The 19,979-nt window shown below is 66.6% G+C and carries 17 protein-coding genes and 1 pseudogene; 6 read left to right on the forward strand and 12 right to left on the reverse strand.

What is annotated here, in order from left to right:
• Window positions 1-33: 33 nt before the first annotated feature.
• The 5 genes from AAC979_RS13170 to AAC979_RS13190 form a co-directional block, all read right to left on the reverse strand.
• Window positions 34-1,194 carry an ABC transporter permease gene (locus AAC979_RS13170; protein ID WP_371347331.1) on the reverse strand — a complete coding sequence of 387 codons (1,161 nt, stop codon included), beginning with the start codon at window positions 1,192-1,194 and terminating at the stop codon, window positions 34-36.
• A 2-nt stretch (window positions 1,195-1,196) separates the two neighbouring features.
• Window positions 1,197-2,303 (reverse strand): microcin C ABC transporter permease YejB, encoded by a 1,107-nt coding sequence (locus AAC979_RS13175; protein ID WP_371347332.1) that lies wholly within the window; start codon window positions 2,301-2,303, stop codon window positions 1,197-1,199.
• 129 nt (window positions 2,304-2,432) lie between these two features.
• Window positions 2,433-4,319: an extracellular solute-binding protein gene (locus tag AAC979_RS13180; RefSeq protein ID WP_371347333.1), complete on the reverse strand. Its 1,887-nt coding sequence runs from the start codon at window positions 4,317-4,319 to the stop codon at window positions 2,433-2,435.
• Between the two features lie 155 nt (window positions 4,320-4,474).
• Window positions 4,475-6,343, reverse strand: a complete 1,869-nt coding sequence (locus AAC979_RS13185; RefSeq protein ID WP_371347334.1) for an extracellular solute-binding protein — start codon at window positions 6,341-6,343, stop codon at window positions 4,475-4,477.
• 240 nt (window positions 6,344-6,583) lie between these two features.
• The gene (locus AAC979_RS13190) at window positions 6,584-7,435 is read right to left on the reverse strand and encodes a cytochrome c family protein (protein WP_371347335.1); all 852 of its coding nucleotides are present in this window, start codon (window positions 7,433-7,435) and stop codon (window positions 6,584-6,586) included.
• 218 nt (window positions 7,436-7,653) lie between these two features.
• On the opposite strand from AAC979_RS13190, the gene AAC979_RS13195 reads away from it, so the two are divergent.
• Window positions 7,654-8,400: a 3-deoxy-manno-octulosonate cytidylyltransferase gene (locus AAC979_RS13195; RefSeq protein ID WP_371347336.1), complete on the forward strand. Its 747-nt coding sequence runs from the start codon at window positions 7,654-7,656 to the stop codon at window positions 8,398-8,400.
• Between the two features lie 11 nt (window positions 8,401-8,411).
• A complete protein-coding gene (locus AAC979_RS13200) occupies window positions 8,412-9,263 on the forward strand; it encodes a prephenate dehydratase (protein ID WP_371347337.1) in 852 nt (283 codons plus the stop codon).
• A gap of 56 nt (window positions 9,264-9,319) precedes the next feature.
• On the opposite strand, the gene fabI is transcribed toward AAC979_RS13200, so the two are convergent.
• The 3 genes from fabI to fabA all read right to left on the reverse strand — a co-directional run bounded on the left by fabI (window position 9,320) and on the right by fabA (window position 12,024).
• Window positions 9,320-10,183 (reverse strand): enoyl-ACP reductase FabI, encoded by an 864-nt coding sequence (fabI, locus tag AAC979_RS13205; RefSeq protein WP_371347338.1) that lies wholly within the window; start codon window positions 10,181-10,183, stop codon window positions 9,320-9,322.
• A gap of 31 nt (window positions 10,184-10,214) precedes the next feature.
• Complete coding sequence (fabB, locus tag AAC979_RS13210) at window positions 10,215-11,435, reverse strand: beta-ketoacyl-ACP synthase I (RefSeq protein ID WP_371347339.1); 1,221 nt, start codon at window positions 11,433-11,435, stop codon at window positions 10,215-10,217.
• A gap of 82 nt (window positions 11,436-11,517) precedes the next feature.
• Window positions 11,518-12,024, reverse strand: coding sequence for a 3-hydroxyacyl-[acyl-carrier-protein] dehydratase FabA (fabA, locus tag AAC979_RS13215; protein ID WP_371349055.1), 507 nt, complete (start codon window positions 12,022-12,024; stop codon window positions 11,518-11,520).
• A 448-nt stretch (window positions 12,025-12,472) separates the two neighbouring features.
• Between fabA and irrA the strand changes: the two genes are divergently transcribed.
• Entirely contained in the window at window positions 12,473-12,997 is a 525-nt protein-coding gene (gene irrA, locus AAC979_RS13220; protein ID WP_371347340.1) for an iron response transcriptional regulator IrrA, read from the forward strand.
• 120 nt (window positions 12,998-13,117) lie between these two features.
• On the opposite strand, the gene AAC979_RS13225 is transcribed toward irrA, so the two are convergent.
• Window positions 13,118-13,960 carry a LysR family transcriptional regulator gene (locus AAC979_RS13225; protein ID WP_371347341.1) on the reverse strand — a complete coding sequence of 281 codons (843 nt, stop codon included), beginning with the start codon at window positions 13,958-13,960 and terminating at the stop codon, window positions 13,118-13,120.
• 96 nt (window positions 13,961-14,056) lie between these two features.
• Here AAC979_RS13225 and AAC979_RS13230 point away from each other — a divergent pair.
• Window positions 14,057-14,464: pseudogene (locus AAC979_RS13230) on the forward strand (4-oxalocrotonate tautomerase family protein); the annotation flags it as partial.
• Window positions 14,465-14,565: 101 nt separating this feature from the next.
• Here AAC979_RS13230 and AAC979_RS13235 read toward each other — a convergent pair.
• On the reverse strand, window positions 14,566-16,410 hold the full coding sequence (locus tag AAC979_RS13235) for a M3 family oligoendopeptidase (protein WP_371347342.1): 1,845 nt from the start codon (window positions 16,408-16,410) through the stop codon (window positions 14,566-14,568).
• Between the two features lie 132 nt (window positions 16,411-16,542).
• Here AAC979_RS13235 and AAC979_RS13240 point away from each other — a divergent pair, with 132 nt between their 5' ends.
• Entirely contained in the window at window positions 16,543-17,268 is a 726-nt protein-coding gene (locus AAC979_RS13240) for a histidine phosphatase family protein (RefSeq protein WP_371347343.1), read from the forward strand.
• Between the two features lie 62 nt (window positions 17,269-17,330).
• Here the strand turns inward: AAC979_RS13240 and AAC979_RS13245 are convergent, their stop codons facing one another.
• Entirely contained in the window at window positions 17,331-17,606 is a 276-nt protein-coding gene (locus tag AAC979_RS13245; RefSeq protein ID WP_371347344.1) for a hypothetical protein, read from the reverse strand.
• 188 nt (window positions 17,607-17,794) lie between these two features.
• On the opposite strand from AAC979_RS13245, the gene AAC979_RS13250 reads away from it, so the two are divergent.
• Entirely contained in the window at window positions 17,795-18,049 is a 255-nt protein-coding gene (locus AAC979_RS13250; RefSeq protein WP_371347345.1) for a hypothetical protein, read from the forward strand.
• 98 nt (window positions 18,050-18,147) lie between these two features.
• Here the strand turns inward: AAC979_RS13250 and AAC979_RS13255 are convergent, their stop codons facing one another.
• Window positions 18,148-19,608 carry a hypothetical protein gene (locus AAC979_RS13255; protein ID WP_371347346.1) on the reverse strand — a complete coding sequence of 487 codons (1,461 nt, stop codon included), beginning with the start codon at window positions 19,606-19,608 and terminating at the stop codon, window positions 18,148-18,150.
• Window positions 19,609-19,979: the final 371 nt, after the last annotated feature.

The raw sequence follows: 19,979 nt of genomic DNA on the forward strand, positions 1-19,979 counted from the left end.
CCTGCTCCTTCGCCTTCCATCCTACCACGCCCCTCACTGGAAGGTCTTGCGCGGGTCGAAGGCGTCGCGCACGGCTTCGCCGATGAAGATCAAGAGGCTCAGCATCACCGCGACGGTGAAGAAGCCGGTGAGGCCGAGCCAGGGCGCCTGAACATTCGCCTTGCCCTGCGCCAGCAATTCGCCGAGCGAGGGCGAGCCGGGCGGCAGGCCGAAGCCGAGAAAGTCCAGCGCGGTCAGCGTCATCACCGAGGAGGAGACGATGAAGGGCAGCATGGTCAGCGTCGCCACCATCGCGTTCGGCAGCATGTGCCGCCACATCAGCACCGCGTTGGAAACGCCAAGCGCCCGCGCCGCCTGCACATACTCGAAATTGCGCGCGCGCAGGAATTCCGCCCGCACCAGCCCGACCAGCGACACCCAGGAGAACAACAGGAGAATACCGAGGAGCACCCAGAAGCCGGGGGCGAGGATGGAGGAGATGATCAGCAGCAGATAGAGCGCGGGTATCGAGGTCCATATCTCGATGAAGCGCTGGAAGATGAGGTCGGTCCAGCCGCCGAAATAGCCCTGCACCGCCCCGGCGGCGACGCCGATGACCGACGAGATGATGGTGAGGATCAGCCCGAACAGCACCGACAGCCGGAAGCCGTAGATCAGCCGGGCGAGCACGTCGCGGCCCTGATCGTCGGTGCCGAGCCAGTTCCATTCCAGCGCCGCGCAGCCGCCGGTGAGGCCGAGCCGCTCCACCACCGGCGCGCATTGCGCCTCGGTGAGCATCCAGGTCGGCGGCGAGGGCGCGGGGGTCGGCAGATCGAGATTGTGGGTGGAATAGGAATAGCGGATCGGCGGCCAGATCATCCAGCCGCCCTTTTCCCGGATCAGATCCTGCAGATAGGGATCGCGGTAATCGGCCTCGGTCTCGAAATCGCCGCCGAAGGTCGTTTCGGGATAGGCGACCAGCCCGGGGAAGTAGTAACCGCCGTCATATTCGATCAGGAAAGGCTTGTCGTTGGCGATGAACTCCGCCCCGAGGCTGAGGATGAACAGCACGGAGAAGATCCAGAAGCTCCACCAGCCACGCCGGTTGCGCTTGAAATTGCTCCAGCGGCGCTGGTTGAGCGGCGACAGAAAGGGGCGACGGGGCGACGGCGGAGCGGCGAGAGTGTCCGGCCGGGTGGCGGGGGTCGCGTCCATGCTCACACGTCCCGCGTCTCGAAGTCGATACGCGGATCGACCCAGGTATAGGTGAGGTCGGAAATGAGGTTCACCACCAGCCCGACCAGCGAGAAGATGTAGAGATTGGCGAAGACGACGGGGTAGTCGCGGTTCAATACGCTTTCAAAGCCGAGCAGGCCGAGGCCGTCGAGCGAAAAGATGGTCTCGATGAGCAGCGAGCCGGAGAAGAACGCCGCCACGAAGGCGCTGGGGAAGCCGGCGATGATGATGAGCATGGCGTTGCGGAACACATGGCGGTACAGCACCGCCCGCTCCGACAGCCCCTTCATCCGCGCGGTGACGACATATTGTTTGCGGATCTCGTCCAGGAACGAGTTCTTGGTCAGCAGCGCCATGGTGGCGAAGGCGCCGAGCACCATGGCGGTGATGGGCAAGGCGAGGTGCCAGAAATAATCGAGAATCTTGGCGCCGAGCGAGAGCTGGTCCCAATTGTCGGAGGTGAGCCCGCGCAATGGAAACCAGGAGAAGAACGAGCCGCCCGCAAACAGGATGATGAGCAGGATGGCGAACAGGAAGCTCGGAATGGCATAGCCGATGATGATGACCGCCGAGGTCCACACATCGAAGCGCGAGCCATCGCGCACCGCCTTGGCGATGCCGAGCGGGATGGAGATCGTATAGGTGATCAGCGTCATCCACAGGCCGAGCGAGATCGACACCGGCATTTTCTCGATGATGAGGTCGATCACCGAAACGTCGCGGAAATAGGACCGCCCGAAATCGAAGCGGGCATAGTCCCACATCATCTTGAAGAAGCGCTCATGCGCCGGCTTGTCGAAGCCGAATTGCCGTTCCAGATCCTTGATGAAGGCGGGGTCCAGCCCCTGCGCGCCGCGATATTTCGAGGAGACCGGGTCGCCCCCCGGCGCGCTCTGCTGCATGCCGCCGAAATCGCCGCCGCCGCCGGAAATGCGGGCGGTGGCGGAACTGCCCTGCCCGGTCAGTTCGGCGATGACCCGTTCCACCGGCCCGCCGGGGGCGAACTGCACCACCACGAAGGAGATCAGCATGATGCCGATCACGGTCGGTACCATCAGCGCGAGGCGTCGGACGATATAGGCGAGCATTCGGTCGGGTTTCTCCGCGAGGCAGGTTCAAGGTGGCGGGCGGCCGGGGCCGCGTCAACTTAACGTCCGTTCATGCAGGCGGCCGGGCACCCGAGTCCCCCCGCGGCGCCCCCCGGCAGGTCGGCTTGATCACCCCGCCGACCTCGTGCGCCCCCACCACAGATCCGGTATGGCGCGGGCATAGGTCGGGCGCGGCGCGCTTGGCCAGCCGAACTCGTCCCAGAAGGCGATGCGGAACTCGGCCGAATACCATTGCGGCACCCAGTAGCGCCCGGCCCGCAGGCGCCGGTCCAGCACGCGGCAGGCGGTGCGCAACTGGTCGCGCGTCGGGGCCGCGATCACTTCCTCGATCAGCAGGTCGACGATCGGGTCGGCGATGCCGGACAGGTTGTTGGACCCGGGAATGGAGGCCGCTGCCGAGCCGAAATAATTGCGCAGCGATTCGCCCGGCACGGTCGACATGGAGAAGCGACGCACCGTGGTGTCGAAATCGAAATCGTTGAGCCGGCGCTGATATTGCGGGGAATCGACGAGGCGGAAATGCGCCTCGATGCCCAGCAGTTTGAGGTTCTTGATGAAGGGCGCGGTGTGGCGTTCCAGCCCGTTCTCGTCGTCGAGAAATTCGATGGTCAGCCCGTCGCCCTGCGGGTCCACCAGCCGGCCGCCCTTGATGGTCCAGCCCGCCTCCCGCAACAATTGCGTGCCCCGGCGCAGCAGCGCCCGGTCCTGCCCGGACCCGTCGGAAACCGGCGGGCTCCAGGGCGGCGCCTTGAGCACGGCGATGTCCTCCGGCGTGAGCCGGTTGCTGATACGCTCGATCAGCGCCACCTCATCCGGGCCGGCCGGGCCCTCCGCTTCCAGGTCGGAATTCTCGAAGAACGACGTCGTGCGCTTATAGGCGTCGAACATCAGGTTCTTGTTGGTCCATTCGAAATCGAAGGCATAGGACAGCGCCTCGCGCACGCGCGGATCGGCGAATTTCGGCCGGCGCAGATTGAGAAACCAGCCCTGCGCGCCCGACGGCGTGCGGTCGGGCAGGATTTCGCGCTTCACCTTGCCCTCGTTCAGCGCCGGGAAATCATATCCCGTCGCCCAGGTGCGGGCGGTGAATTCCTGGCGGAACAGGTAGGTGCGGGCCTTGAATGCCTCGAACCCGACCTCACGGTCGCGGAAATATTCGTAGCGCAGCACGTCAAAATTGTTCACGCCGACATTCACCGGCAGTTCGTTGCCCCAATAATTGGCGACGCGCTCATATTCGATGTAGCGCCCGGGCTCGAAGCGCCCGACCTTGTAGGGGCCGGAGCCGAGCGGCGGCTCCAGCGTGCTCGCGTCGAAGGCATGGGCGCTGTAATAGGCCTTGGAGAAGATCGGCAGCGAAGCGGCGAATAGCGGCACATCGCGCGCCCGCCCCGGCGCGAAGCGCAGCACGGCGATCTCCTCGCCTTCCGCCTGCGCGCTCGCCATGTCGCGCAGATTCTGCGCGATGACGGGGTGCCCCTTCTCTTTCAGCAAGGTGAGCGAGAAGGCGACATCCGCGGCGGTGAGTTTCGAGCCGTCATGAAAGCGGGCCTGCGGGCGCAGGCGAAAGCGGTAGGTCATGCCGTCGTCGGACACGGCGACGCTCTGCGCCACCAGCCCGTAGAGCGCATCCGGCTCGTCATAGGCGCGGGCCATGAGCGCGTCGAAGATCAGCGCGATGCCCTGCGCGCCATCGCCCTTCAGGATGTAGCCATTGAGCGAATTGAAGGTCAGGAAGGACTGGTTGAACACCGCCGTGGGGCCGACCTGCGAGAAGGTGCCTCCCTGGGGTGCGGCCGGATCGACATAGTCGAAATGGGTGAAATCGGCGGGATATTTGAGATCGCCGAAGATGGAGAGGCCGTGGCGTTCCGGCCCGAGGGTGGGCACGCTGGCAGCCGCAGGTGCGCCGGCCGGGAGTGCGGTTTCTTGCGCCGCACTCTGGCGGCCCAGCCACGGCACAACAGAGGCGCCGGCGGCAAGGGTCAGAAGCATGCGGCGGGAGAGGGTACCGCCGTCCTCCCGGACGGCCGGAACGGCCGATCCGGGATCGCGCGCCGAAGACGGTCGACCGGGAAGACGATCCCGGCTCTCCGGCTTCGCCTCCGGCCGCGATGACGGCGCCCGCTCCCGGCGGGTCTCCCGCCCGCTCATCGCGCCGCACCGGTCTTGGCTGCCTTCTGCGCATCCCACCACCAGATGGTCGGGAAGGCGTCGCTGCCATATTCCGGCATCTTCTCGGGATGGCTGAACCGGTTCCAGCGCGCGGTGCGGGTGTTGGGGTAGGTCCAACTCGGGATCACATAATCATGCGCCAGCAGCACCCGGTCGAGCGCATGGGTGGCGGCGACGAGTTCCTCGCGGTCCTTGGCGTAGATCACCTTCTCGATCAGCGCGTCGACGCCGGGGTCCTTGATGCCGGCATAATTGCCCGATCCTTCGCGGTCGGCGGCGGCAGATCCCCAGAAATCGCGCTGCTCATTGCCGGGCGAGAGCGACTGGCCCCAGCCCGAGACGATCATGTCGTAATCGCGGGCGCGCAGCCGGTTGATATATTGCGAGGTATCGACCTGCCGCACGGTGACGGCGATGCCGAGCCGCTCCAGCGACGGCTTGTAGAACAGCGCGACGCGCTCAAAGGCCGGATTCGAGATCAGGATTTCCAGGGTGAAAGGCTCGCCCTTGGCGTTCACCAGCTTGCCGTCCTTCACCTCATAGCCCGCCGCGCGCAGCAATTGCGCCGCCTCACGCAGGTTGGAACGGCGGATGCCCTCGCTGCCGGAGGGCGGGTTCTCATAGGGCTTGGTGAAGACACTCTCGGGAATCTTGTCGCGCACGCTTTCCAGTATTTCCAGCTCCTTGCCGGTCGGCAGGCCGGAGGAGGCGAGTTCGGTGTTCTGGAAATAGCTCGACGTGCGTTTGTACTGGCCGAAGAACAGGGTGCGGTTCATGCCTTCGAAATCCAGCGCATAGTTCAGCGCGCGGCGCACCCGCTGGTCCTGGAACTTGTCGCGCCGCAGATTGGGGATGAAGGCCTGCATCGAGCCGAAGGAGCGGTTGGCGAACTCCTCGAGGATGACCTTGCCCTCCTTCACCGCCGGGAAATTATAGGCGGTGGCCCAATCCTTGGCCGAGGACTCGATGCGGAAATCGTACTGGTCGCCCTTGAAGGCTTCCAACTCCACCGTCGAGTCGCGGAAATATTCGAAGCGTTGCTCGGCGAAATTGTTGATGCCGATATTCACCGGCAGGTCCTTGCCCCAATAATCCGGCACGCGCTCGAAGGAGATGGAGCGGCCGGGCTGCACCTGCTTCACTTTATAAGCGCCGGAGCCGAGCGGGATTTCCAGCGTGCCCTGGCTGATGTCGCGCGGCTTGCCGTCCGGGCCGTTCGCCGTCCACCAGTGCTTGGGCATGATGCGGAGCTGGCCGACGATCTGCGGCAGTTCGCGGTTGCCGGCCTGGTCGAAGGTGAAAGTCACCTCGCGCTCGCCGGTGACGGCGGCCCCCTTCACATGGCTGTAGTAATAGGCCTGCCGGGGATTGTTCTTGGTCATCTGCTCGAACGACCACACCACGTCCTCGGGCGTGATCGGCTGGCCGTCATGCCATTTCGCCTCCGGCCGCAGCCGGTAGGTGACGGAGGAGAAGTCGGCGGGATAGCGCACGCTCTCGGCGATGAGGCCGTAATCGGTCGCCACCTCGTCAAAGGCGGCGCTCATCAGCGTGTCGTAGATGAGGTGCAGCCCCGCCGCCGGCGTGCCGCGCGGGATGATGTCGTTCAGCGAATCGAAGGTGCCGTCGACCGACTGACGCACCAGGCCGGTCTTCGGCGCGTCGGGGTTCACATAGTCGAAATGCGTGAAGCCGGCCGGGTATTTCGGCTCACCCATCAGCGAAAGACCGTGCTTCCACTCACCCGTGCCCTGCGCCGCCGGCGTGGCGGGCGCCGTCTCCTGCGCCAGCGCCGGACCGGCCAAGCCGAGGCCGAGCAGGACAAGGGCGAGCGACCGGACCATCGGGCCGCTCCGGGCCGGGGGGCGCCGGCCCGAGACGGCGGGATGGTCGGAGCGGCGGAGACAGGTCATGCGCATACATCCCTCTGGCACGTTGGACGCGGGGACCGCGGGGGCCCTCGCCTCGATTATGAACAGTCGCGGCGAATAAGAAGAGGCTGTCCGGAAAAGAATAAGGCCGGCGACGCAAAGCGCCGCCGGCCTGACGTGATCGTGAAATCCTCGCCCGTGCGGGCGCCCGCCTCAGGGCGTGGCGGGCGTCGCCGGCGCGGGCTGGGCCGGGGTGCTTTCCGCAGGAGCCGGCGCGGCCGGGGTTTCGGTCGCGGGAGCCGGCGCCGCGGGGGTTTCGGTCGCGGGAGCCGGGGTCGCGGGCGCGGCCGGAGTCTCGGTCGCGGCGGGGGCTGGCGTTTCCGCCGGCGCGGGAGCGGCGGGAGCCGCCGGCTCCGGCGCCGGAACCGTGGTCGCGGGCGCGGCCGGGCCAGCCGGAGGCGGGACATTGCCACCCGTCTCGCCCGAGGCCGGCTGGGTCGCCGCCGGCTCGGCAGCCGCCGGCGTCGCGTCCGGCGAGGGCAGCGGCAGCGGGTTGTGCGAAAGCGTGTTGAGATAGGCGATCAGATCGGCGCGGTCCGTATCCTTGGCGATGCCGGCGAAGCCCATCGCCGTGCCGGGAATGTCGGTCTTCGGGCTCTTGATGAAGTCGTTGAGATTTTCGAAGGTCCAGTCGCCGCCATGCGCCTTCATCGCGGCGGAATAGGCGAAGCCGTCCACGCTACCGATCGGGCGGCCGACGACGGCATAAAGATCCGGGCCGACCTTGGCGCCGGCGCCTTCCACGAAATTGTGGCAGGCGGCGCACTTCTTGGCCTGGGCGGCGCCCTTCTCCGGGCTGGCCGCGGCGAGAAGCTGAGCGAGAGGAACCTCGGCCGGCGCCGCCTGCGCCTCGCCCGTCAGTTCTTCCTGCACGGCGATCTCATAGCCGGCCTTCTCCGGCCCATGGCTGGAGAAAAGAATGTCCGCGAACACATTCAGACCGAGCGTGAACGTCAGCACGCCCAGGACCGCACCAGCAACCTTGTTCAGCTCGTAGCTGTCCATCGAAATATTCGCTCCCTCACCCGGCACCGCGACCATCCGGCTGGCCTGCCGATACCCCGCGCGCAATGTATCAGCGCTCGCTTGCGACCGCCAATGGCGCGCGGGAACTAATCATTTTGACGGTTGACGTGCAACCCGTATAAGCGCGCTTCGGTGCTACGTTTCGCCACTCTGAGAGGGGCGCCCGGCACCGCCCAGCATGATGACAGGTCACAGAAATGTCCGCGCAGGACACAGTTATTCTTATTCCAGCCCGCATGGCTTCGACCCGGCTGCCGGGAAAGCCGCTCGCCGATCTCGGAGGCCGCCCGATGATCGTCGAGGTGGCGCGGCGTTCCGCCGCGGCGGGCATCGGCCGTGTGGTGGTGGCGACTGACGATGACGGCGTGCGCGTCGCGGTGGACAGGGCCGGATTCGACGTCGCCATGACCCGCGCCGACCATGCCAGCGGCTCGGACCGAATCTTCGAGGCGCTGGAGCTTATCGACCCGGAAGGGCGCGTGGCGCGCATCGTCAATGTGCAGGGCGATCTGCCCACGATCGACCCCGCCCTGATCCGCGCCGCGCTCGACCTGCTTGATGATCCGGCTGTGGATATCGGCACGCTGGCGGCCGAGATCACCGAGCCGGCGGAGCGCACCAACCCGAATGTGGTGAAGGCGGTGGGCAGCCCGCTCAGCCCCGCGCGGCTGCGCGCGCTCTATTTCACCCGCGCCACCGCGCCCCATGGCGAGGGGCCGCTGTTCCACCATATCGGCCTTTACGCCTATCGCCGCCGCGCGCTCGAACGCTTCGTCGCGCTGCCGCCCTCCCCGCTGGAGAGCCGCGAGAAGCTCGAACAGCTACGCGCGCTGGAAGCCGGCATGCGGATCGACATCGCCATCGTCGACACGGTGCCGCTCGGCGTCGACACGCCGGACGATCTGGAAAAGGCACGCCGCATGCTGGCGGCCGAATCACTGTGAAGGACATCTCCATGACGACCCGCCGCACCATCGTCTTCCAGGGCGAGCCGGGCGCGAATTCGCACATTGCCTGCCGCGAGGTCTATCCCGGGCATGAGGCGGTGCCCTGCGCCACCTTCGAGGACGCTTTCGCCGCGCTGCAGAATGGCGAGGCCGATCTCGGCATGATCCCGATCGAGAATTCCGTCGCCGGGCGGGTGGCGGACATCCACCATTTGATGCCGACCTCGGGCCTCACCATCATCGGCGAGTTCTTCCTGCCGCTCTCGCACCAGTTGATGGCCATTCCCGGCGCCACGCTGGCGACGGTGAAATCGGCGGAAAGCCATGTGATGGCGCTCGGCCAGTGCCGCAACATCATCCGCAAGCTGGGGCTGAAGGCCATTGTCGGCGCCGACACCGCCGGCTCGGCACGGCTGGTGGCGGAAGCGCAGGATCCGAGCCGCGCGGCCATCGCCTCGCGCCTCGCGGCGGAAATCTACGGGCTCGACATCATCGCGGAGAATATCGAGGACGAGGCGCACAACACCACGCGCTTCGTCATCCTCGCCAAGGATGGCGACTGGGCGCCGGCCAATAACGGGCCCACCGTCACCACCTTCGTGTTCCGGGTGCGCAACGTGCCGGCGGCGCTGTACAAGGCGATGGGCGGCTTCGCCACCAATGGCGTGAACATGACCAAGCTGGAGTCCTACCAGCTCGACGGCGAGTTCTTCGCCACCCAGTTCTATGCGGATGTCGACGGCCACCCGGAAGACCCCGGCCTGAAGCTGGCGCTGGAGGAATTGTCGTTCTTCTCCAAGGAAGTGCGGATTCTCGGCGTCTATCCCGCCCACCCCTACCGTGTGGCGCTGCGGGCGTGAAACGCAAAGGCCCGGCGCATGGCCGGGCCTCTTATCATCAAGAGAGGCGCGTGCGCCTACTCGGCGGCCTCGCCGGTCGCGCGTTCGACCGCATCCTCGATGGTCTTCAGCGCGTCCGGGTGCGGCATCGAGATGATGTTGTAGCCGGAATCGACGAAGTGGACCTCGCCGGTCACGCCGGTGGAGAGGTCCGAGAGCAGATACAGGGCGGCGCCGCCGACCTCGTCGATCGACACGGTGCGGCGCAGCGGGGCGTGACGCTTCTGGTAGTTGAACATCAGCCGCGCATCGGCGATGCCGGCGCCCGCCAGCGTGCGGATCGGCCCGGCGGAAATCGCGTTCACGCGCACACCCTGCGGGCCGTAATCGGCGGCGAGGTAGCGCACGCTCGCCTCCAGCGCCGCCTTGGCGACGCCCATCACATTATAGTTCGGCATCACCCGGGTGGAGCCGCCATAGGTGAGCGTGATCAGCGAGCCGCCCTCCGTCATCAGCGGCGCGGCGCGCTTGGCGATTTCGGTGAAGGAGAAGCAGGAAATCACCATGGTGCGGGTGAAATTCGCCCGGGTGGTGTCGGCGTAGAGGCCCTTCAGCTCGTTCTTGTCGGAAAAGCCGATGGCGTGGACGAGGAAGTCGAGCTTGCCCCACTTCTCCTTCAGCGCCGCGAAAAGCGCGTCGACTGAGGCGAGATCCTCGACATCACAGGCGAGCAGCGTGTCGCTGCCGAGGCTCTCGGCCAGCGGCTTCACGCGGCGCCCCAGTGCCTCGCCCTGATAGGTGAAGGCGAGTTCCGCCCCGTGCGCCGCCAGCGTGCGGGCGATGCCCCAGGCGATGGAATGGTCGTTTGCGACGCCCATGATGAGGCCGCGCTTCCCCTGCATCAGGTTGCCCTGGGGGAGAGTGCCCTGCGTAAGGCTCATACGTGTGGTTCCTTCCGCCCCGCCGCCTCGATCACGACTCCGGGTGCTGGAACACCAGCACCGCATTGGCCCCGCCGAAGCCGAAGCCGTTGGAAAGCACCCGCTCCAGCCGCGCATTGTCGACGCGCTCGCGCACGATCGGCATATCGGCGAAAGCCGGGTCGATTTCGTCAATATGCGCGCTCGCCGCGATGAAGCCGTTCTGCATCATCAGGATCGAGTAGATCGCCTCATGCACGCCGGTCGCGCCCTGGGAATGGCCGGTGAGCGACTTGGTGGCCGAAATCGGCGGCGCGTGAGCGCCGAACACGGCGCGGATCGCCTCGATCTCCTTGAGATCGCCGATCGGCGTCGAGGTGGCGTGCGGGTTGATATAGTCGATGCCACCCTTCACGCCGGACAGCGCCAGCTTCATCGCGCGGGCCGCGCCCTCGCCGGACGGGGCGACCATGTCGGCGCCGTCCGAGGTGGCGCCATAGCCGACGATCTCGGCATAGATGCGCGCGCCGCGCGCCTTGGCATGCTCCAGCTCTTCCAGCACCAGCACGCCCGCACCGCCGGAAATGACGAAACCGTCGCGGTTCTTGTCATAGGGGCGCGAGGCGACTGCCGGGCGGTCATTATAGTCCGACGACATGGCGCCCATGGCGTCGAACAGGCAGGACAGCGTCCAGTCGAGATCCTCGCAGCCGCCAGCGAACATGATGTCCTGCTTGCCGTACTGGATCATCTCGGCGGCATTGCCGATGCAGATATTGGTCGTCGCGCACGCGGCCGAGATGGAATAGCTCAACCCCTTGATCTTGAACCAGGTCGACAGCGTGGCCGAGGCGGTCGAACCCATCGCCTTCGGCACGGCGAAGGGGCCGACGCGCTTCGGGCTGGTGTTCTTGCGCGTGATGTCCGCCGCCTCAACGATGGTGCGGGTGGAAGAACCTCCCGAGCCCATGATGAGCCCGGTGCGCTCGTTGGAAATCTCGTGCTCTTCGAGCCCCGCGTCGCGGATCGCCTGATCCATGGCAACGTGGTTCCACGCCGTGCCGCCGCCATGGAAGCGCATGGCGCGGCGGTCGACCACCTCGCTGGCATCGAGCTGCGGCGCGCCGTGCACCTGGCTGCGGAAGCCGAGCTCGGCATAGGCATCGGCCCGGCGGATGCCGCTCTTGCCCTCGCGCAGGGAGGCCAGCACCTCCTGGGTGGAGTTGCCTATGGACGAGACGATGCCCATTCCGGTTACGACAACACGGCGCATAGGCTTCCTTTCCTTCAAAGCACGCGAGAGGGTCGAGACAGGCGAGATGGCCCCGCCCGGAGGGCGCCGCAAGGGCGCGCGGTCAGGACTGGAACAGCCCGACCTTCAGATCGCTCGCGCGATAAATGACCTCGCCATCGGCCTCCAGCCAGCCATCGGCGATGCCGAGCACCAGCTTGGAACGCATCACCCGCTTGAAGTCGATGCCGTACACCACCTTCTTGACGCTGGGCAGAACCTGGCCGGAAAACTTGATCTCGCCCGCGCCGAGCGCCCGACCACGGCCGGGCGAGCCGAGCCAGCCGAGATGGAAGCCGACAAGCTGCCACAGCGCATCGAGGCCGAGGCAGCCGGGCATGACGGGATCGCCGATGAAGTGGCAGCCGAAGAACCAGAGGTCCGGCTTGATGTCGAGCTCGGCGCGCACATGACCCTTGCCGTTCGGCCCGCCATCCTCGGAAATCTCGGTAATGCGGTCGAACATCAGCATGGGCGGCGCGGGAAGCTGCGCGTTGCCCGGCCCGAAAAGCTCTCCGCGCCCGCACGCGAGCAGTTCCTCATAAGTGAAGCTCGTCTGCCGCTCGACCATCGTCTCGGTATTACCCACGCTTGCTGTTTCCATGCCTTGAGCGGCCCCGGCCGCCGATTTTGTGCGGCACGCGCGGGCCCTTTGCGGCCCGGCCACCTGACGCAGCGCGCTTCCTATCACAGCGCTCCGCCCGCTCAAAGCCGGCCGGACACGTGGCGAGGCGACGAAAATGTCACGCATATGACAATACCGGCGCACCACCGCGTGGGAAAGAGGCCCGGCGCGGACGGACGGCGATCCCCGCAGCCGACCAGCGCACATTGGAACGATTACGATTGTCCCTCGCGATATTGCCCCGATGGTCACCGTACCGATATAATACACACTGAAAAAGGTGCCCTGCGCCGGCCTCCTGCCTTGCCGGGAAGCCGGCGGCGGGGCCGGAGTTGCGGATCGACCTTGTCTCTCCCTCCGGGGGAAAGGCGGTAACGATGGTTCGGAAGACGAGATGAGCGAAGCTTTTCGCCCCCATAACGTAGCCTTCTCCCGCATGGTGGTGGAAGAGGACGGCCCCGTGCTGCCGGTCGCCAAGTTGCGGGACGGCGCGGGCCGCACCGGCTGCCCGTTCCATGACGTGCGCCACATGCTGCGCGATGTCGGCCTGCGCCCCACCCGCCAGCGCCTTGCGCTTGGCTGGCTGCTCTTCGCCAAGGGCGACCGTCACGTGTCGGCGGAAATCCTGCACGAGGAGGCGATCAAGGCGCGCTTCCCGGTGTCGCTGGCGACCGTCTACAACACGCTGCACCAGTTCACCGAGGTCGGCCTGCTGCGCGAGTTGGCGGTGGACGGGTCGAAGACCTATTTCGACACCAACCCGTCGGACCACCATCACTTCTTCCTCGAAGGCGAGAACAATCTCGTCGACATTCCCAGCGCCTCGGTCGAGGTGGAGCGGATTCCCGAGCCGCCGGAAGGCTATGAGGTCGCCCGTGTCGATGTGGTGGTGCGGCTGCGCCCCAAGCGCCGCTCTTGAAGACGTGCCGCTCCTGAAGACGTGCCGCTCCTGAAGAACGCCGCTCCTGAAGCGCCATTTCAACCGCGACAGTATCGAAGGCCGGTCATCTGACCGGCCTTTTCATTTTGCCCCCCCGCCTCACGCCCGCAGGAACGCCGCCAGTTCCCGCAGCGCGGCCCGCGCGGATGCCTCGCCGGCGCGGGCGATCAGCATCACCGTGGACGCGGGAAGCGGCGGCAGGTTGAGTGCCGCGCCGACATCGACGCTGCCGGGCGGCGCGAGATGGGCGGCGAGCGGCGCCACCGCCAGCCCCGCCGCCACCGCGGCGCCGACCGAGGAGACGCTGCCGCCGGTGAAGGCTTCGCGCCAGTCGCGCCCCGCCGAGTCGAGCGCGGCGATCGCTCCCGCCCGCACGCCGCACGGGGCCGCCAGCAGCGCGAGCGGCAATCCGCCGCCCTCCTCGCGCCAGCCCGGGGCGGCAAACCAGCCATAGCGGTCCTGCCGCAGCGCCTGGCCGTCGCGCCGGTCTCCCTCGCGCCGCACCACCACCGCATCGAGATCGCCGGCATCGAAGGAATCGAGCAAGAGGCGCGAAAACCCCATGCGGATGTCGAAGACAAGGCCGGGGCTCGCCGCCGAGAGCCGCCGTAGCAGGCCGGGCAGCGTGTCGCCGGTGACGTGATCGCTGATGCCGAGCCGCAGACGGCGCGGCGGCGCCGCGTCCCATAGACGCGCCTCGCGATCGGCCGCCAGCAGGCGGCGCGCCCGCTCCAGGAACAGCACGCCGTCGGCGGTGAGACGGACGAGGCGCGGCGTGCGCTCCATCAGCGTGCGCCCGAGCCGCTGCTCCAGCTTGCGCAGCTTCACACTCACACCGGCCTGCGTGCCTCCCAGCGCCTCGGCCGCGCGGGTGAAGCTGGAGAGTTCGGCGATCTGCACGAAAGTGCGGACGAGTTCGAGATCGAGGGGGCGTTCGGTCATTTCAAAACGCTATCACTGATATGTTCAGTAATAGCGTTCTATCATGTTTCCGGTCACGCTACGACGTGTCTCGCAACCAGTGCAAGGAGACACGCCATGCCGATGATCCAGATCGCTTTCGCCACACCCGACCCCGCCTTACGCGGTGAGGAGGCCGCCCTCGCGCGCCGCGCCGCCCAGCTCGCGCAGCAATGGCTGGGCAAGGATCCTTCCGTCACCGCCGTGCGGGTGGAGCGCGCCGATCCGGCGCACTGGTTCTGCGCCGGCCGCAGCCTCGCCGAAGCCGGCCTTGCCGCCTTCTGGCTCGACATCCGCGTCACCGAGGGCACCAACACCAAGGATGAGAAGGCCGCCTTCATCGCCGCGACCTTCCGGGCGTTCGGCGATATTATCGGCCCGCTGCACGCGGAAAGCTATGTGCATGTGGTGGAGGCGCGCGCCGACGCCTATGGCTATGGCGGGCTCACCCAGGAGCGGCGCTACATCGCCGCCCGGCCCGAGGCACCCGCCGCCGAGTCGGCTCAAACGCCGCCCTCCTGGAGCCTGAGCGGCGTGCGGATGTCGGGCGATCCGGCGCGGCGAAGGACTGCCGCGCCGGCGTAGGCTCACGCCTCTTCCATCGCCTCCAGCTCACCGATCATCCGTTCGATGAGGCCGAGGCCGGTCTGCCAGAAGGCGGGGTCGCGCGCGTCGAGGCCGAAGGGCTTCAGCAGTTCCGAGTGATGCTTGGTGCCACCCGCCGCCAGCATGGCGAGATAGCGCTCGGCGAAGCCTTCCGAGGCGTTCTCATAGACCGCGTAGAGCGAGTTCACCAGGCAATCGCCGAAGGCATAGGCATAGACATAGAAGGGCGAATGGATGAAGTGGCCGATATAGACCCAGTAATTCTCATAGCCCGGCCCGAGATGGATGGCCTCGCCCAGGCTCTCCGACTGCACTTCCATCCAGATGGCGCAGATGCGCTCGGCGGTGAGTTCGCCATTCTTGCGCTCGGTGTGGATGCGGCGCTCAAAGGTGTAGAAGGCGATCTGGCGCACCACCGTGTTGATCATGTCCTCGACCTTCGAGGCCAGCATCGCCTTGCGCGCGCGGGCATCGGGTGCTGCGTCGAGCAGCCGGCGGAAGGTCAGCATCTCGCCGAACACCGAGGCGGTCTCCGCCAGGGTCAGCGGGGTCGGCGCCATCAGCGCGCCGTTCGGCGCCGCCAGCACCTGATGCACGCCATGGCCCAGCTCATGGGCGAGCGTCATCACGTCGCGCGGCTTGCCCATATAGTTGAGCAGCACATAGGGGTGGGCGGACGGTACGGTGGGGTGGGCAAAGGCGCCGGTCGCCTTGCCCGGGCGCACGCCGGCGTCGATCCAGCTCTTGTCGAAGAAGTCACGGGCGATGTCGGCCATGCGCGGGGAGAAGGTGGAATAGGCGCCGAGCACGGTGTCGCGCGCCTCGTCCCAACCGATGGGCCGGGTTTCCACCTTCGGCAACGGCGCGTTGCGGTCCCAATATTCCAGCTTCTCCTTGCCGAACCACTTGGCCTTGAGCCGGTAATAGCGATGGGCCAGCCGCGGATAGGCGGCGTGGACGGAGGACACCAGCGCGTCGACCACCTCGCGCTCGACGCGGTTGGCGAGATGGCGCGAATCCGCGATGTCCTGGAAGCCGCGCCAGCGGTCGGAGATTTCCTTGTCCTTGGCCAGCGTGTTGGTGATGAGGGTGAACAGGCGCAGATTCTCGCCGAACACCTTGGCCAGCGCGTCGGCGCCGAGCTTGCGCTTGGCCTCGTCCGGCTCGGCGAGGAAGTTCAGCGTCTGCTCCAGCGGCAGGCTCTCACCGCCGACATCGAATCGCAGGCCGGCAATGGTCTCGTCGAACAGCCGGTTCCACGCGCCCCGCCCGGTGACTCCCTTCTCATGGAACAGGTGCTCGATGCGGTCTTCGAGCTGATAGGGCTTTTCCGCCCGCACATCCTCGATCCACGGCCGGTACTTGGCGAAGGCGGGATCGGCCAGTGCCGATTCCATCCTGGCGTCATCGAGCCGGTTCAGCTCCAGCGTGAAGAACAGGAGATGGGTGGAAGCGTCGGTGAGTTTTTCCTGCACGTCGCCATAGAATTTGGCGCGCACCGGGTCGGTGGTGTCGCCGGAATAGACGAGGCCGGCGAACGAATAGAGCCGGCCGAGCAGATCCTCGATCTTCTCGTAGCGTGCGACGATCAGCGCCATCTGCCCGCCCGCATCCGCCCCGTCGAGCACCTGCGCCAGCTTGCCCTTATGGGCCTCCTCGAAGCTCGCGGCCTCGGCGGCGACGGTGGCGAGGTCAGCCGCGACTTCGGGTGAATCCATCGCGGGATAGAGGTCCGACAGGTCCCAGTGCGGCAGGGAGCCGAGAGCGGCGGCGGACGCCTCCGGCGAGCGGGGGGCGGAAGCGTAGGCATCGAGACGGCGCGGCATGGTCACTCCGGCGGGTCATGTGAGGTGGCAGTGATATCGTGCGCGCGGGCCGGCTATCAACCGGCCATCGGCATTGGCAGCAGAGGGAACACCCGGCATTCTCCGCCGGGCAATGCGCAAGACGAGGAAAAAATGCAGGCGCCACTCCGGTTTCTCGCTTCCCTGACGCTGCTGGCCGTGCTCGGCAGTTCGCTGGCGGAAGCCGCCCCCCGCCGCATCGTGATCGTCCGACATGGCGAGAAGCACACGGCGCTGACCCTGTGCAGCCTCGGCAAGGAGCGGGCGCAGGCGCTGGCGGCGCAGTATCTCAGCCCCACCAGCCCGATGAGCCTGATCCGGAACGACCCACCGGCGGCGATCCTTGCCATGACGCTGCACACGGTGGAGACCGCCCGGCCCATCGCCCGCGCCTGGGACATGCCCCTCACAGCGCCGCCGATCGGCTACATCCCGATCCGCAACAACCGCTACTTCAATTCGAAGCTGAACGTGGTCAACCGCGACGTGGCGCGCGACCTGCTGGAGAATCCACGCTGGCACGGCAAGACGGTGGTGATGGTATGGGAGCATTTCCACATCGCCAGCGCGGCACTGGAAGCGGAATTTCCCGGAGAACAGGTCACGCTGCGCCAGTTGCTGCATCTCGACGAGATCAAGGGCGTCAAGGGCGGTGTGCCGACCACCTGGCCGGACAGCAACTATAATTTCTTCTGGATTCTCACCTATGACCGGCCGCAGGACAGCGTGCCGAGCCGGTTCGAGGTGGTGCGGCAGTATTTCGCCGAACCCTATGCCAACCTGCCGTCCAATGGCTGGGGCAAGCCTGAGCCGCGCCCGGCCGACAGCGGCTGCAGCTAAAAAAAAGCGCCCGGAAAGGGCGCTTGAGGCGGGTCATTAAGGGGATCGGCACGTCTCGACCGTCAGTCGAAGGTGCGCTTCAGCTTCTGCCAGGGCGAGTTCTTGCCTTCATAGAGCGGACCGAAGAAGGCGCGCTCCTTGGACTGGCCCTGCGTCTGGCGAACCTGCTGCTTGCGGACGCGTTCATGCTCGCGCACCTGATTGCGGTCGACGCTGTCGCCGAAACGCGGCGTGTCGCGGGGACCGACGGACGTGGCGCCAGCCGGAGCCGCCGCGAAAACAAGGCCAGCGGCCACCAGAGCGGCAACGCCGACCGAACTCACCTGAGTCTTCGTCATGTTGACCTCCTCAAGAAACGATCTTCTGGCCGAACAACACACGGACCTGAAAATAGTTTCCAATAGAGGCGGACGTGATTGACAGATGCAGCACGCTTGTCTGGCACGACGCGCCCGTGCGCGGAGGTACAGGGGCAGGGGAACCTGCGCCGCCTCTATCGGTTGTTTACCGACAACAGGGGGATGCCATGGCTGCCACCATTTCCACCACCGCCGTTTTTGCCCCGCCCCTGCGGCTCAAAGGCGAGGGCGAGACATTCGTAATCGGCACCCTTGACGAGGCGCTGGCCTTTGCCGAGCGCAACCCGCACCCGCAAGGCGACTATGAAGGCATGATCCGCCGCCTGCAGGGCGCCCATCGCGCGGAAGACGTGATCGAGGCGGCCAACGCCTTCCGCTGGTGGTGCGAGGCCAATGGTTTGCTGGACGAGAGCGTCGGCTGACCCGAACACTCACGAAGGCGAAAACGACAGCGCCCCGGTGCTCCATGACGGAGGCCGGGGCGCGATATTGCCGGGACGCGCGGCTGAAGGCGCGGACCTTACTGGCCGAGCAGGCGCACCACGGCGATGTTCTTGCTGCCATCCTTGGCAGTGGTGACGCCACCGACGACGATGAGCCCATCGCCCTGCATCACCACGCCGCTCGCCATGTCGTCGCCATCGCCGAGCGAGAGGTTGACGATGCCGTTCGGGGTGCCGTCATCGGCGGTGCCGAAGGCTTCGTCCAGTTCACCCTTGGGCGTGTAGCGCAGCACGGCGATGTTGGTGCTGTTGCCGTCCTGGTGATAGCCGGCGACGATGATGTTGCCGTTCTTGTCCATCGTCACATCGGTCGCGTAGTCGTTGCCGGCGCCGAGCGAGGTGGCGACGAAGCCGTTCGGCGTGCCGTCCTCGGCGACACCGAACGCCTCGTCGAGCGAGCCGTCGGCGTTCAGCCGGGCGACGATGACATTGGTGCTGCCGTCCTTGGAGACGGAATCGCCAGCGACGACGATCTTGCCATCGGCGGCGAGCGCCACCGCATTCGCCTCATCGGAACCGTCGCCCAGCGAGAAGCTGGCGACGCCGTCCGGCGTGCCGTCATTGGCCTTGCCGAAGCTGGGGTCGAGCGTGCCATCGGCGGTGAAGCGCAGCACGGCCATGTTGCTGTTGCCCTTCGGCCCATGGGTGCCGACGACGACGATCTTGCCGTCCGCCGCCACGGCGAGGTCTTCGCCGACATCATTGCCATCGCCGAGCGAGACGGCGGTGAAGCCGTCCGGCGTGCCGTCGCTGCCATCGACGCCGAACTTCACGTCCGGGGTGCCATCGGCATTGAGGCGGCCGACGACGATGTTGGACGTTCCATCCTTGCCCACCGTGCTGCCGGCGATGACGATCTTGCCGTCCGCCGTCAGGCCCACCGCATTGGCGATGTCGTTGCCGTCGCCGAGCGAGATGTTGACCACGCCGTCCGGCGTGCCGTCATTCGCCTTGCCGAAGCTGGAATCGAGCGTGCCGTCAGTGTTGAGCCGCAGCACCGCGATGTTGGTGCTGGCGCCTTCCTGATGATAGCCGGAGACGACGATCTTGCCGTCGCCCTGCACGGCCACGTCGGTGGCGAAATCGTCGCCCTCGCCGAGCGAGATGTTGACGACGCCATCCGGCGTGCCGTCATTCGCCTTGCCGAAGCTGCCGTCCAGCGTGCCGTCCTTGGCATAGCGCAGGATGACAATGTCGTTGCTCTTGCCATTGTTGCGGTTGCCGACAATGACCACCTTGCCGTCCGGCCCGGTGGCGATGCCATTGGCGATGTCGTCGCCCTCGCCGAGCGAGGTGGCGACGACGCCATCCGGCGTCCCGTCCGCCGTGCCGGCGCCGAAGCTCTTGTCGAGCGAGCCCGGCCCGGTCGCGTCCGCCGCGAAGGCGCCGCCCAGATTCACCGGCCCGCAGGCCAGCACCACCGCGATGGCGAGCGCCGCGCAGCCGCTGCGCGCCTTCAGCCCATTCAGATAAGTCATGATGTCTTCTCTGCCCCCATGGCGAGATAATATACTATGATACCAGTCATGCGCCGGGCTCGCCCCGCTCTGGGGGCTGTGGTCGCACGCACGGCCGACAGGTTCGCCGGCCGCTCACCCTGATGATGCAAAGCCTCGCAGACAGGTGGATGACACCTCGTCCCTGCGGCGCGACAACCGCTGATGCGCCTACCCCTTACGCCTCACGGTGATTTGGTACTCCCCGCCGGAACGGGGCGGCAAGGCGGCATCGGCGGCGGCGGGCGGAAAGCTGTTCCAGAATGGAGGTAATATGATCCAGAATAGATACAGTTTTTCCTCACGCCATGCGAGGGCCTCGCTTGCGCCTCCTGGCCGGCGCGCGGCACAGC

It is taken from the genome of Ancylobacter sp. IITR112, assembly GCF_041415945.1.
GTDB lineage: Bacteria > Pseudomonadota > Alphaproteobacteria > Rhizobiales > Xanthobacteraceae > Ancylobacter.

Excerpts from the sequence above, each read along its gene's own strand:
- AAC979_RS13170 (WP_371347331.1), bottom strand. The coding sequence starts at position 1,194 with ATGGACGCGACCCCCGCCACCCGGCCGGACACTCTCGCCGCTCCGCCG.
- AAC979_RS13235 (WP_371347342.1), bottom strand. The coding sequence starts at position 16,410 with ATGCCGCGCCGTCTCGATGCCTACGCTTCCGCCCCCCGCTCGCCGGAG.
- AAC979_RS13175 (WP_371347332.1), bottom strand. The coding sequence starts at position 2,303 with ATGCTCGCCTATATCGTCCGACGCCTCGCGCTGATGGTACCGACCGTG.
- AAC979_RS13250 (WP_371347345.1), top strand. The coding sequence starts at position 17,795 with ATGGCTGCCACCATTTCCACCACCGCCGTTTTTGCCCCGCCCCTGCGG.
- AAC979_RS13200 (WP_371347337.1), top strand. The coding sequence starts at position 8,412 with ATGACGACCCGCCGCACCATCGTCTTCCAGGGCGAGCCGGGCGCGAAT.
- fabI (WP_371347338.1), bottom strand. The coding sequence starts at position 10,183 with ATGAGCCTTACGCAGGGCACTCTCCCCCAGGGCAACCTGATGCAGGGG.
- AAC979_RS13190 (WP_371347335.1), bottom strand. The coding sequence starts at position 7,435 with ATGGACAGCTACGAGCTGAACAAGGTTGCTGGTGCGGTCCTGGGCGTG.
- AAC979_RS13240 (WP_371347343.1), top strand. The coding sequence starts at position 16,543 with ATGCAGGCGCCACTCCGGTTTCTCGCTTCCCTGACGCTGCTGGCCGTG.
- AAC979_RS13245 (WP_371347344.1), bottom strand. The coding sequence starts at position 17,606 with ATGACGAAGACTCAGGTGAGTTCGGTCGGCGTTGCCGCTCTGGTGGCC.
- AAC979_RS13185 (WP_371347334.1), bottom strand. The coding sequence starts at position 6,343 with ATGGTCCGGTCGCTCGCCCTTGTCCTGCTCGGCCTCGGCTTGGCCGGT.
- irrA (WP_371347340.1), top strand. The coding sequence starts at position 12,473 with ATGAGCGAAGCTTTTCGCCCCCATAACGTAGCCTTCTCCCGCATGGTG.
- fabB (WP_371347339.1), bottom strand. The coding sequence starts at position 11,435 with ATGCGCCGTGTTGTCGTAACCGGAATGGGCATCGTCTCGTCCATAGGC.
- AAC979_RS13255 (WP_371347346.1), bottom strand. The coding sequence starts at position 19,608 with ATGACTTATCTGAATGGGCTGAAGGCGCGCAGCGGCTGCGCGGCGCTC.
- AAC979_RS13195 (WP_371347336.1), top strand. The coding sequence starts at position 7,654 with ATGTCCGCGCAGGACACAGTTATTCTTATTCCAGCCCGCATGGCTTCG.
- fabA (WP_371349055.1), bottom strand. The coding sequence starts at position 12,024 with ATGGTCGAGCGGCAGACGAGCTTCACTTATGAGGAACTGCTCGCGTGC.
- AAC979_RS13180 (WP_371347333.1), bottom strand. The coding sequence starts at position 4,319 with ATGCTTCTGACCCTTGCCGCCGGCGCCTCTGTTGTGCCGTGGCTGGGC.
- AAC979_RS13225 (WP_371347341.1), bottom strand. The coding sequence starts at position 13,960 with ATGACCGAACGCCCCCTCGATCTCGAACTCGTCCGCACTTTCGTGCAG.